The sequence below is a fragment of the Acinetobacter sp. TR11 genome, assembly GCF_027105035.1.
Taxonomy (GTDB): domain Bacteria; phylum Pseudomonadota; class Gammaproteobacteria; order Pseudomonadales; family Moraxellaceae; genus Acinetobacter.
Map to the genome: position 1 here is coordinate 3,291,015 of NZ_CP114256.1, position 13,337 is coordinate 3,304,351.

General features: G+C 38.5%; 11 protein-coding genes and 1 pseudogene. 5 read left to right on the plus strand and 7 right to left on the minus strand.

The genetic code is table 11. The features are described from left to right. Positions 1–93 precede the first annotated feature (93 nt). The 3 genes from O1450_RS15980 to O1450_RS15990 form a co-directional block, all read right to left on the minus strand. On the minus strand, positions 94–1,164 hold the full coding sequence (locus tag O1450_RS15980) for an alpha/beta hydrolase (RefSeq protein ID WP_269229203.1): 1,071 nt from the start codon (positions 1,162–1,164) through the stop codon (positions 94–96). 556 nt (positions 1,165–1,720) lie between these two features. Continuing rightward, positions 1,721–1,963, minus strand: a complete 243-nt coding sequence (locus O1450_RS15985; protein ID WP_004660486.1) for a hypothetical protein — start codon at positions 1,961–1,963, stop codon at positions 1,721–1,723. A gap of 390 nt (positions 1,964–2,353) precedes the next feature. Continuing rightward, positions 2,354–3,208: an MBL fold metallo-hydrolase gene (locus O1450_RS15990; protein WP_269229204.1), complete on the minus strand. Its 855-nt coding sequence runs from the start codon at positions 3,206–3,208 to the stop codon at positions 2,354–2,356. Between the two features lie 108 nt (positions 3,209–3,316). Between O1450_RS15990 and O1450_RS15995 the strand changes: the two are divergent. The 3 genes and pseudogenes from O1450_RS15995 to dnaK all read left to right on the plus strand — a co-directional run bounded on the left by O1450_RS15995 (position 3,317) and on the right by dnaK (position 7,010). Further along, positions 3,317–4,275 (plus strand): annotated as a pseudogene (locus O1450_RS15995) (LysR family transcriptional regulator). A 95-nt stretch (positions 4,276–4,370) separates the two neighbouring features. After that, a complete protein-coding gene (grpE, locus tag O1450_RS16000; protein ID WP_269229206.1) occupies positions 4,371–4,916 on the plus strand; it encodes a nucleotide exchange factor GrpE in 546 nt (181 codons plus the stop codon). Between the two features lie 150 nt (positions 4,917–5,066). Further along, a complete protein-coding gene (dnaK, locus tag O1450_RS16005; protein ID WP_269229207.1) occupies positions 5,067–7,010 on the plus strand; it encodes a molecular chaperone DnaK in 1,944 nt (647 codons plus the stop codon). Positions 7,011–7,056: 46 nt separating this feature from the next. Here the strand turns inward: dnaK and O1450_RS16010 are convergent, their stop codons facing one another. Further along, on the minus strand, positions 7,057–7,941 hold the full coding sequence (locus tag O1450_RS16010; protein ID WP_269229208.1) for an MBL fold metallo-hydrolase: 885 nt from the start codon (positions 7,939–7,941) through the stop codon (positions 7,057–7,059). 176 nt (positions 7,942–8,117) lie between these two features. Between O1450_RS16010 and O1450_RS16015 the strand changes: the two genes are divergently transcribed. Together O1450_RS16015 and O1450_RS16020 are read left to right on the plus strand one after the other, a co-directional pair. After that, complete coding sequence (locus tag O1450_RS16015) at positions 8,118–9,026, plus strand: matrixin family metalloprotease (RefSeq protein WP_269229209.1); 909 nt, start codon at positions 8,118–8,120, stop codon at positions 9,024–9,026. Between the two features lie 209 nt (positions 9,027–9,235). Next, entirely contained in the window at positions 9,236–9,619 is a 384-nt protein-coding gene (locus O1450_RS16020) for a hypothetical protein (protein WP_154650428.1), read from the plus strand. Between the two features lie 51 nt (positions 9,620–9,670). Here O1450_RS16020 and O1450_RS16025 read toward each other — a convergent pair whose 3' ends face one another. The 3 genes from O1450_RS16025 to purE all read right to left on the minus strand — a co-directional run bounded on the left by O1450_RS16025 (position 9,671) and on the right by purE (position 13,243). Then, on the minus strand, positions 9,671–10,966 hold the full coding sequence (locus O1450_RS16025; protein ID WP_269229210.1) for a lytic murein transglycosylase: 1,296 nt from the start codon (positions 10,964–10,966) through the stop codon (positions 9,671–9,673). 631 nt (positions 10,967–11,597) lie between these two features. Then, complete coding sequence (locus O1450_RS16030; protein WP_269229211.1) at positions 11,598–12,719, minus strand: 5-(carboxyamino)imidazole ribonucleotide synthase; 1,122 nt, start codon at positions 12,717–12,719, stop codon at positions 11,598–11,600. Between the two features lie 11 nt (positions 12,720–12,730). Continuing rightward, positions 12,731–13,243 carry a 5-(carboxyamino)imidazole ribonucleotide mutase gene (gene purE, locus O1450_RS16035; protein WP_208727585.1) on the minus strand — a complete coding sequence of 171 codons (513 nt, stop codon included), beginning with the start codon at positions 13,241–13,243 and terminating at the stop codon, positions 12,731–12,733. Positions 13,244–13,337 lie beyond the last annotated feature (94 nt).

Below are 13,337 nucleotides of genomic sequence, written 5' to 3' on the forward strand. Positions count from 1 at the left end.
ACAATATTAGTTTTACAAATTTATTTTTGCTATTTCTATTTGTTATCTACAAATAAAAAACCTATGTTCCACGTGAAACATAGGTTAATTAATTTAATTGTATTTATCCCAAAACTTTCTGAAGTTTTTAGCGATTTCGATTGTATTGCGTTTAGCTTTACTCGAAATCGGGGTGAGATTAATAAATCCATGCGTTTGATCTGGATAATCGACATAATGCACTTTAACACCATTTTGTCTTAGTTTATGGCTATAAATCTCACCTTCATCATGTAATAAATCATGCCCAGCTGTTACCACAAATGCTGGAGCTAGTTTTTTCAGACTTCCGTACGTTGGTGAAATTAATGGATCATCTAACGCAACTTGATGCTGTGTTGAATAATATTTAGTAACGTAATCTACATCTTTACTGGTTAACACCAGACCCTGACCATAGGCATAAAAAGAAGGATGTCTACTTTTAAAATCTACAACAGGATAAAACAGCAACTGAGCTTGTGGTGCATATGATTTACCAACCGCATGCTGTGCAACTACAGTACTAATATTTCCTCCTGCACTATCTCCAGCAACAGCGATACGATTTTTATAAATTTTTAGCTGACGACGATTTTGATACACCCATGCTAATGCGTCATCACAAGATTTAATGAGTAATTGCGGAGATACTTCTGGTGCAAGCGGATAATCGATACTCAGAACTTGTACTTTTGCGTACTTGGCAATGAGGCGACAGGCTTCATCATGCGTATCTAAACCACCAACGACAAAACCACCACCGTGATAGAACACGATCATCGGTAATTTTTTATTAGGTGCAGGATGATAATGTCTTGCGAAAACAGTGCCACTCTGTAAAGGCAGACGTATATCTTCTACCGATTCTACGGAAGTCGATTTATTTAAAATCGCTAACATTTGTGTATCAAATTGACGGCGAGACTCGATCGGATCATCTCCAATAAAACCAACACGCCCTTGTTTAATTTGAACTGCCATTAAGCATTTTGTAAAAGCATCCAAATCTGGATATTGATATGGGTAGCCTAAAACTTTCGCCAATGATTCTTGTACAATCTTAGGCAGCTTATCCAGCGCTCGTGCAGCAGGACCTTGTCCTTTATCTAAAATCGTTTGAATTTTTTGAGGTAATGCTGACACGTTCTTCCCCTTTTTCGCTCTGTCCATAGTTCTTGTTCATATCGACTATATGCTGTTATAAAGTCGTAGATCAAGATAAAGAATTCAAAATCATGCTGTAACCTAAATGGCTTATCTTAAAAAGTCATTAACCATTTTGCTAATCACTACTTGCCTTTTATGCCAATAGACAAGCTCAAGCACAGATAAAAGAGGTATTTTCTGATTTTTTAATATTTCTAATCAAAACACATTTAATAAAAAACCCAGCTTTTGTTCAGATCTTTCATTGTTCAATCTATTCATTAGTTTGATCTTATTTATCGAATAGACAATCATGAACATTCAAATCAATTTATGTTCTTATAATTTGTTCATTTATTCATATTTACTTTAGAAAAGACGAGCACAAAAATTTAATTGCCCAAAAACTAAAAACGAGAATCAAAGGTTTGACTCTCGTTTTTCAATTCTTAAATCATGAATCAGGTTTAACACATCATATATAGCAGTATATGTAAAGATTAGGGATTGGCATCAGTATCCTAATCTATCGTGCTATGAACCTAAATCCAATTTATTGTCCTGATGCATCTGTACCAGCAGATCCAGAAACAGAACCTGAAACACCAGCTGAAGCTCCATTCGGTTGAACATCAACAGATGTACCTGCTTGCACGCCTACTCCGCCTTGTACATTTGCTGGACTTGCACTCGTTTGAGCCGAACCAGAAGCATCCAAGCCTGCTTGTGTCGAACAACCTACGGCTGTGAATGCAACACCTGATACAACCATTGAAATTAAGGCTAACTTTTTCATTGTATATTTCCTTTCATTATGACGAAAAGCAAAGTTATCTTTGCGTTGCCTATCATTCACAATTTTTTTATGTATCGTGATGTGGATTAGTTGCCGTTTGTTATTTATGCAGCATGTTTTTGCAATTTTTATTAAACCAATTCAATGCAGGATTCACCCTTTTTTATTATTTTAAAAGTTCAATTAAATGATTCTCTATTCAAAAGTTTTACTTCTATTCGCATCATGATTGCATCAGAAAAGCATGATCATCTTCATTTTTTATAATTTATAAAAACATTATCAAACCCTACTACAAACTTACATTGTAATTTACCTCTAAAAATTCGGAGTTTAGAAAAATAAAAACCGTGACTTCTCATCACGGTTCTTCAATTCATTTATTAGGTTTTAAGGCCACTGCATCTCGCCTTTAACCACTTTAGCACCCAACTCTAGGCTGCTTGACTCGCCTAAGGTTGGATATTGTTTTTGCATAATTGCAATTAATTCAGCTGAATTTTTACTGGCTTTTACCGCTTTCTCATATTGCTTTAAATAGTCGATTGAAAAATTCACTGCATCAAGACCTTCAGCCGCGCCTGCTTTCATATGCGCAGGTACAACCACTTGAGGATTTAAAGCTTTGATATTTTCCAAAGTCTGCACCACTTCTGCACGATCTTTCGCTGTTGCGGTATCCGCAGTCCAAAGATGAATACCTGATGACACTGGAATACCCCCAACAACCGCTTTGGTACTCGGAATCCATAAATAAGTCAGTTCTTTCTTACCTTTGATTTCGATATTTTCATTTTCGAGTTTTAAGGTTTTAGCCATATACGCTTGCGGAATAATAATTTTGCTCGGTGCATTGGCTCCCATTTTCGGTCCCCAATACGCGACTTTCAACGCTTGCGTATCTTGAATATGTTTTACCGTCTCTGGTGTCGCAATAATTTGCACATTAGGAAAATACTGTTTAAATACATCTAAACCAAAATAGAAATCTGGGTCGCCATAGCTGACAAAAATGGTTTTTAAGGTTTTACCGCTATCTAAAATATCGGCCGCAATACGTAATGCTTCTGATTTAGAGAATTGCGCATTCACCAATAATACTTCTTTATCACCTTCAATTAAGGTCGAAGTCACACCAAAGTGTTCAGGTTGAGCCAAAAAGTTCTGGATTTTTAAGTCTTGTGCAAAAGCAGTTGATGTTGCCGCCAAAGTAGATAAAGCAATGATGTAGGGTTTGGTATTCATGTTATCGTCTCCAATCTGATAAGAGACACTTTAAATTGCAATTCTTGCTGAATAAACACTCTAAATTAAGATAAAATGTTGCATAAATTGCAACAATAAGAATTTTATATGGATACTTTAAAAGCCATTCAAGTTTTTGTCTGTATTGCGCAGCAAGGCAATCTGAGCAAAGCTGCTGAACATCTCGATTATTCTAAAGCGATGGTCTCCCGTTATTTAGATCATCTTGAACATACTTTCTCGACTCGACTTTTCCAACGTAACACGCGCAAAGTTTCACTCACCCCTGCGGGTGAAAAAGCGTTGGTCTATTGTGAGAATATTTTACAGCAACAACAATTGCTTGAAGGTTTGGCTGCCCCTGAACAGCACAGTGGTACGATTCGTTTCACCTGTGGCTTGTTTCTGTTCCAACTGGGTGTGAATGAATGTATAAAACAATTTAAGCAACGTTACCCACAGATTCATTTTGATGTGTATTTAACTGAAGATACCGTCGATCTCATGGATGCTCAGGTTGATCTAGCATTACGTATTACCCAGAAAGTTGCAGATGGGCTGATTGCCCGACCAGTTTGTCAGATCGAATCTATCTTTTGTGCACATCCACATTATTTACAAGATCACACTCTCCTATCGCATCCCAGCCAGTTAATCCAACATGATTGCATTGCTCATCATACCCATAATCAATACTGGACCTTGTTTGATACAGATCAGCAACCGCAAAACTATCCTTTAAATGTTACGTTTAAAAGTAATGATGTGATTGCGCTTTATCAAATGTGCCTTAAAGCCCAAGGGATTGCCATGTTGCCAACATTACTGGTGCGTAAAGATATTGCACAACAGCATTTACATCAGGTGTTTACCGACTTTTCGGCACCCGATCTGACCTTGTCCTTAGTCTATGCATCTAGACAACATTTACCGAAAATCACCCAAGAATTTATTGCTTTTGTTATCGAAAACTTAAATTTTTACTTAAATCAGCAAAATTAAAAGATTTAAATCGACCTGAACGCTTGAATTTTGTCGCCTTGCCCATACTTCATCCCTATCTATGAATGACCAAGATGTGGCAGTTCGGGTTTAACCCTATGAGCATTCACGCCAAAAAGGACTGTACATGTTTAAGAACCTTTTTCAACGGAGATCATCAATGGCTAATGAGCACAATGAGCAAGCTCAAGACATTCAAAATGAGCAACAGACTGAACAAACTCAAGCTGAAGGTGTAGAGCAGGCAAACGAGCTTAGCGTTGAAGATTTACAAGCGCAAATCACTAAACTCGAAGAAAGCCTGAAACTAGAAAAAGCACGTACTGCCAATGCTGTTTATGAAGCGCAGAAGAGTGTCGAGCGTATTCAACGCGAATCTGAAAAGCACAAAGAGACTGTGCTGGAAAAATTTGCCAAAGAATTATTGGATTCTGTCGATAATCTTGAACGTGCAATTCAAGCCGCTGGCGAAGAAGAAACACCTGTGCTTGAAGGTATCAAGCTGACTCTGAAATCATTACTGACCACACTGGAAAAATTTGGCGTGCTTGAAGCAGATACCCAAAATGGCTTCAATGCAGATTTACACCAAGCGGTTGGGATCGATCCAAATGCCAAAGCTAACCAAATCGGCACTGTTTTACAGAAGGGTTATACCTTAAATGGTCGCCTACTCCGCCCAGCGATGGTCATGGTGGGTCAATAATCTACAGAGCAAAGTATTTATTTGCTCAAAAGTGCAGAATTTTGAGAGTTTTTTGATTTTTTTTCATAAAAATGCTTGAAAAAAACTGATTGACTCTCATATCGAATAACAAGCAAAACATTGCAACAAAATTTTAGAGGAACATCCCAAATGGCAAAAATTATTGGTATTGACTTAGGTACTACCAACTCATGTGTTGCTGTACTCGAAGGCGATAAAGTAAAAGTAATCGAAAACGCTGAAGGCGCACGTACAACTCCATCGATCATCGCTTATAAAGATGGCGAGATCTTAGTGGGTCAAAGTGCTAAGCGTCAGGCAGTAACTAACCCGAAAAATACATTATTCGCAATCAAGCGTTTAATCGGTCGTCGCTACGAAGATCAAGCGGTACAAAAAGACATCGGTCTTGTACCTTACAAAATCATCAAAGCAGACAATGGCGATGCTTGGGTTGAAGTAAACGATAAAAAATTAGCGCCTCAACAGATCTCTGCTGAAATCTTGAAAAAGATGAAGAAAACTGCAGAAGACTATTTAGGTGAAACAGTTACTGAAGCGGTAATTACCGTCCCTGCTTACTTTAACGATGCTCAACGTCAAGCAACTAAAGATGCAGGTAAAATTGCAGGTCTTGATGTTAAACGTATCATTAACGAACCAACTGCTGCGGCACTTGCGTTCGGTATGGACAAAAAAGAAGGCGACCGTAAAGTTGCAGTTTACGACTTAGGTGGTGGTACTTTTGACGTATCAATCATTGAAATCGCTGACCTTGATGGCGACCAACAAATCGAAGTGTTATCAACAAACGGTGATACTTTCCTTGGTGGTGAAGACTTTGATAACGCATTAATTGAATTCTTGGTTGAAGAGTTCAAGAAAGAACAAAGTGTGAACTTGAAAAATGATCCACTTGCGTTACAACGTTTGAAAGAAGCTGCTGAAAAAGCAAAAATCGAGCTTTCTTCATCAAATGCAACTGAAATCAATCTTCCATACATCACTGCTGATGCGACTGGTCCTAAACACTTAGTGATCAACGTAACACGTGCAAAACTTGAAGGTTTAGTTGCTGACTTAGTTGCTCGTACGATTGAACCTTGCCGTATCGCGCTTAAAGATGCGGGTCTTTCGACTTCTGACATCTCTGACGTGATCTTGGTGGGCGGTCAGTCTCGTATGCCAATGGTTCAGCAAAAAGTACAAGAATTCTTCGGTAAAGAGCCACGTAAAGACGTGAACCCTGACGAAGCAGTTGCGATTGGTGCAGCAATTCAAGGTGCAGTATTGTCTGGTGACAAAACTGACGTACTTTTATTAGACGTAACACCGTTAACACTTGGTATCGAAACCATGGGTGGCGTATTAACAGCGATTATTGAGAAAAACACGACGATTCCTGCGAAGAAATCACAAGTGTTCTCTACTGCTGCTGACAACCAGCCTGCTGTCGATATTTCGGTTTACCAAGGTGAACGTAAAATGGCTCAACAAAACAAATTGTTGGGTAACTTCCAATTAGGCGATATTCCACCTGCTCCACGTGGCGTACCGCAAATTGAAGTATCGTTCGACATCAACGCTGATGGTATCTTGAAAGTATCAGCTAAAGATAAGAGCACTGGTAAAGAGCAATCAATCCAGATTAAAGCAAACTCAGGTTTGTCTGATGCTGAAATCGAAGCAATGATTAAAGATGCTGAAGCGAATGCTGAAGAAGACCGTAAATTTGAAGAGTTAGCGAAAGCACGTAACGAAGCAGATGCTTTAGTCTCTAGCTCAAACAAAGCAGTCAAAGATCTTGGTGATAAAGTCACTGAAGATGAAAAAACTGCGATTACTACTGCGGTGTCTGAGCTTGAAGCATCGACTAAAGAAAATGATGTTGAAGACATCAAAGCGAAAACTGAAGCTTTACAAAACATCTTGATGCCAATCACCCAACGTGCTTATGAACAAGCACAAGGTGCTGGCGGCGCAGAAGGTTTTGATCCAAATGCATTCCAAGGTGGTGATGCGGGTCAACAACAAAAAGCGGACGATGGCGTTGTAGATGCTGAGTTCACTGAAGTAAAAGATGACAAAAAATAATTTGTCTCTTTAAAAAAACCGCGCGAAAGCGCGGTTTTTTTATATTTTAAGATGAATTCTTTTGCTCAAAATAAAGTTCGCCCAAAATCGGCATAAATAAAGGTATTACACCACACGCTTTTATTTCTTCAATAAACTCAGGAATATTCACCCCTGGCAACAACTGAGGAACGTCATCAATCGGCGTCACCATGCTATCCCAATGACATGGAATAATGTATTTCGGTTTCAGTAGTCGCACCACATCTTTGACATAGTTCGGACGATATTTCCGTCCAATCGCACACAGGCACACGATATCTGCCCGTTTACCCTGCAACTCTTGTTCAATAAAATCGGCGGAATCAATGTGTACGAGACTAAGTTGTCCTGTGCTAATCCACCAATTAAAAACTTGTCCATGTCGTAAATGATGAAATTTCGGCGGATAAGGCGGAGGTGTGGTCATATCCCCTGGTAAAGGCACGCGACCAAACAAGGCTTTGCCATGAATGGATAGCAAACCAACAACTTGCCATTGACCACAATCAATGATTTCTCGTCCCTTTGTTTCAAGCATTTGCGATTCAGACAAGCCTGCTGATCGTCCATACATTAAAGTCGCTTTGGATCCAATTAAACGTGCTCCTGTTTGCTTACAAACCTCAGGTGCATCTAAAATGTGATCATAATGAGCATGCCCAATCAATACATCATCTGCATTTGGTATATGTTGTCTGACTAATTCAGAATCACTCAATAAAGGCTGAGTAAACGTTTGAGTTAAGTTTGGACGACTGATAAAAGGATCAAGCACAACTGTACGATGCTGATCAGAAAGAATGAATCCCGCCGTCCCCAAATATTTGATTTTTAAATTTTCAACTTTTGCCTGAGCTGGAGAAGTGGCAGCCCATGTTGAATCAGGCGCTTTAAGTAAATATTTCAGCATATTGTCCCTTAATCTTTATTTTATTTATTCCTTCAGAATATGCATTAAAGCAGAATGTGATACATGTTGATATGTTTTCCAGATATCTCTTATTCTTGTTATAGTTCAATTCATTTAGATCAAAAGTCTCTCTTAAACTGATTCATCTCATTTTCAGAAGAATAGAAAATACAATCATGCGCTTTTTAATTTTTTCAGGGTTAATTATTTTCTTATTAGGGTTAAGTTATCAAACTCAGAAACACCCTCAACTAAAATTCAATTCATTAGCTGACCGTATCACTCATCCAATAGATACTCGCCTGCGTTATCGAATCGCTGAGGTAGATCCTCGTTTTAAACTCAGTATTGAACAAGTACAAGAAATCAGCCAACAAGCAACTCAAATTTGGAAAGATGGTACAGGTCAAGATTATTTTGTTTATGATCCGAATGCCCAGCTTGCAATTCATCTCATTTACGATGAACGCCAACAAGAAAGTGAACAACGCCGAGAACATATAACTCAACTCGAAGCGAATCAACAGGTATGGAAAGATAAAAAACAGCAATTAGATCAAATTGAACAAGAAATTATGCGGAGTAAGCAATTTTTAGATTTAAAACAACAACAACTCCATCAACAAATTCAGCAATATAATCAAGAGCAGCTTTCTGCTCAACACAACCAATCTTTATCTGGGAATTCGACATATTTTCAGCAGAGACAACAAGAGCTACAAAGTAATATTGAGTTAGTGCAACAAGAAGTTAATCAATACAATCAAAGAATTACTCAATTAAATCAAAAAATAGATGAACTTAATTCACTGGATCAACAACTAGATGCTTCAGTCAAACAATATAAACAACGCTTTCAACCACATTTATTTCATAAAGGCTTATTTAATGGAAAACAAATTTTAATCTATGAGTTTGAATCAGATAACGATTTACGATTAACACTAGCACATGAACTAGGACACGCCCTTGGTTTACAACATGCAAACAGCCCTCTAGCTTTAATGTACCCTATTATGAAAGAACAAGAGATGGACAATTTCCGTCTGACTCAAGCAGATCGTAATTTGTTGTTAGCGAGATAAGTTCAACAAGGCTGATGATCTCATCAAAGCAGTTGCTACATCATTAAAGCTAGAAAAAAGCATACCGAAATTAAGCAAATACAACCTTAGAAGCTTCCCAAAATTGGTGATCAAACATTAAAAGATGATGTTTTTAAAAGATAACAAGAATGAGCAATTCTTTTGATTTATTCATGCTATTGTTGTGTCAAAACATCATCTTAGTCTTAATGGAGATCAGCATGAGCTATTATCATATCTTAATTGAAGTGAGTGACCACATCAGTACGATTGAACAGACTCGTGATATTGAAATTTTGGATATTCAGGATCTTAGCCCATATCTTCATTCAATTTTGATCCCCTATTTCAATGAACATGAATTAGAGCTTGAAGATGAAAATCTTGCGTATAATGAAGTGTTGCATCTCGAAATCAAACAAACGCTCTTGCCAATTGAACACTTGATTGAAGAAGAACAAAAACAACTACCAAGTGATACCGATGTCACCATTACTGCTTATGAGATTTTTAATGATCGTGATTTAAGCCAAGATGTCACTGCTGTAATTTTTGATATTTTAGAAGCTATAAAGCTAGATGCTGCTCCCTAAATCAAAAAGGTCTGCTCATACGCAGACCTTTTGACTTGCTTCAATAGATTTTTATTGCATCATTTGCTTGGCTTGCTCTTGTCTAAATGCACGTAAAATCTGCTGCCCAGCGCGACCTGTTGGATTCAAACCTAAACGACTTTGCTCTTGGCGAATGGCTTGACGACTTTTGTCTCCAATCAATCCATCCACCACACCAATATCATAACCTCGCTTGACCAAAAACTGCTGAATTTCGCGACGCTCTGCTCGAGAAGTCCCTGCATCATCCGTTGGCCAAGACGTTAAAAATGCTGTTCCACCACGTAAACGATCAGATAAATGGGCAATCGCCAAACCATAACTTTCAGCGGCGTTATAACTATAAATCGCATCAAAATTTTTAAAGACCAAAAATACTGGGCCATTTGCTCCTGCTGGTGAAATCAACCCCGCTGGCGTACTACCCGATAAATTACCTTGAATTAAAGCTGTACCATCAGCACGTATCACTCCTTGCTCAATCCAACTATTTAGAGATTTTTTATTACGACGGCTTTCACCCACAATCGACACACCTTGTGGAATTTTGACTTCAAAGCCCCATGGCAATCCTGTTTGCCAACCTGCTTGCTTTAAAAAGTTTGCAGTTGAAGCCAAAGCATCTGCTGTACTTGAAACTAAATCACGGCGACCATCACCATCAAAGTCTACCGCCAAACGTTCATAAGTCGATGGCATAAACTGGGTATGCCCAAATGCACCTGCCCAAGAACCATAAAGTTGATCTTGGGTTAAATCACCGCGCTGTAAAATACGCATCGCGGCAAAAAATTCACCACGGAAATAACTCTGACGGCGTCCCTCACAACTTAATGTACCTAAAGCTTGTAATAAAGGATATTTACCTGAAATATCTCCATAATTACTTTCTACCCCCCAAACGGCCACCACAGTTTCCGCAGGTACGCCATAAGCTTGCTCGACTCGATTCAAGACAGCACGATGTTGAGCAAGTTTTTGTTTGCCCGCTTGGACACGCTCATCATCAACCAAACCAGATAAATAATCCCAAATTGCAGTTGAAAACTCAGGTTGATAATTTAATTTATCAATCACTGAATAATCTGGGTTTAGGTTTTGGGTATAGCGATCATAACTCGAAGCCGAAACACCTGAAGCAATTGCTTGCGAGCGTAAATTTGCTAAGCAACCTTGAAAATCTGAATTTGAAGTATATGCACTCGGACTTGGAACAGTCGTTGCAGAAGGAGAAAATGCTGCACCATTAATCACAAGTTCAGCATGTGCCTGACTGAAAAACGTAAAAATGGCAGTGCCTAGAAAAAAAGAAAAATAATGTTTCATGACTTAACCAAAATATTTGAATTCAAATTTCCATATCACCTTAACACGCTGCTTGAGTATGTATCGTTTGGAAACGTAACTTTGAATTCATTTATTGTCTTTTAAATTTAAAACCTAATTTTTAAATTCATAATTCTACCGTCGTTTTAAATTTAAAGTTATCAACACCCTTCATTTAAATTCAAAACAAGCATCAATCACTATCTGTATTTTTGAATTTAAAAATAACTTCATATCGACCATATTTTTTGAATTCAAAAACTCCCATTCAATTTAAATTCATTCCAACCGATTAAAACAGCTTAAACCCACACATTATTCCTTACATTTCATAAAATTGAGATCAAAAATAGATATCCACAATCTCAAAATTTAAATTAAAAACACAGTGATACCTTTAGCTTTAAATTTAAAAACTGCATGTTTTTGAATTTAAACCACAACACTCAATAACCCACCATAGTTTAAATTCAAATTTTTCACACTATTTTAAATTCAAAAGCCCTGCTTAAAGTTATCCACAGCACACCCAAAGTAGTATCGCGCATCTTTTGAATTTAAAACTTTAAATTTAAAATAGTAGACGATAAAAAAGCGATCCGAAGATCGCTTTTAGATAATGTGGATAAGTTTAGAGGTCCATATCCGCTGTTAATGCCAATGGCACAGGTAAAATCTGAGCTAATTGGCGGCATAACACGGTCAATTCATCACTATTGTTTGGCATCAAAGTAATATGACCAAGCTTACGACCAGCACGCTCAGACTTATTATAAAGATGTAAATGCGCACCTTTGAGTGCTAAAACATCTTCTGATTTAGGATGTTGACCAATAATATTAATCATCACTGTTGGACGCACAACATCGGTTGAACCGAGTGGCAAGCCTGCTACTGCACGAATATGGTTTTCAAATTGCGAGCAAATCGCACCTTCAATTGACCAATGACCTGAGTTATGGACACGGCATGCCATTTCATTGGCATATAAACCTTGCTCAGTCACGAACAGTTCAAGTGTCAATACACCCACATAATTGAGATGATTCAACAAACGAGTAATATAATCTTGCGCAACTGGCTGTAAATCTGTGCTATTTGGTGCAGGAACAATGGAGTGTGACAAGATACCATTGTGATGGTGGTTTTCTGCCAAAGCCCAAGTTTTCACATCACCATTTTGTCCGCGCACCGCAATAATCGACACTTCACGGCTGAATTTCACAAAACTTTCAGCAATCAAGCTTTTTGCAGGCCCTAATTCAGCCCAAGCCGTATCAATTTGATCCTCTGAACGTAACACAAACTGACCTTTACCATCGTAGCCACCTGTTACGGTTTTTAAAACGATAGGTAATCCAAGCTCAGCCACGGCTTGCTTTAAGCTCTCTAAGCTATCCACAGCACGATAGGGTGCAACTGGGATAGCCAATTGATCAAATAAAGCTTTTTCAGCCAAACGGTTTTGAGCGGTTGCCAAAGCAAGGCGAGGAGGGTGTAGTGTTTTGGTTTGGGTCAACACATCTACGTCGGCAACAGGTGTATTTTCAAATTCAAGACTAAAGACATCGGCACTTGCGATGAAATCTTGTAAGCCTTGTTCATTTTTACTGGAAAATACAGGACCTAAAATTGCTGCAGGACAATTTGTTTCTGCTTCAAAAAAAGTACATTGAAGATTGAGTGGTAAAGCTGCTTGCGCCATCATGCGTCCAAGCTGTCCGCCACCAAAAATACCGATGGTTTTATTCATGATTGGCCTCGTTACACTTGACCAGGAATATTATTGCTCGATACTTTTTCCGTTTGTGCACTACGGAAATCAGCCACATTTTTAGCAATATCTGGACGTGTTAAACCAAGAATTTGCGCCGCAAGAATCGCAGCATTGGTTGCACCAGCCTGACCAATCGCTAAAGTACCTACCGCAATACCCGCTGGCATTTGTACAATCGAAAGCAATGAATCTACGCCATTTAAAATTGAAGATTTAACAGGCACGCCAAGCACAGGCAAATCAGTTTTAGCAGCACACATTCCCGGTAAATGTGCAGCGCCACCCGCACCCGCAATAATCACCTGAATACCACGATCACGTGCTGTTTCAGCATATTCAAATAAACGATCTGGCGTACGGTGCGCAGAAACCACTTCAGCTTCAAAAGGCACACCCAATTGTTTGAGCATGTTAGCAGTATGTTCAAGTGTTGCCCAATCTGATTGAGAACCCATGATAATTCCGACTAAAGGTTGGCTATCTGTTGCGACCGCATTCATTGGCTTTTCCAAAACATGATAAAAATAGAGAAGTATCTCGACTTACGCCAAGTACAAAGGAAGAAATTGGCAAATATTATAGCGGTTTTTTCAA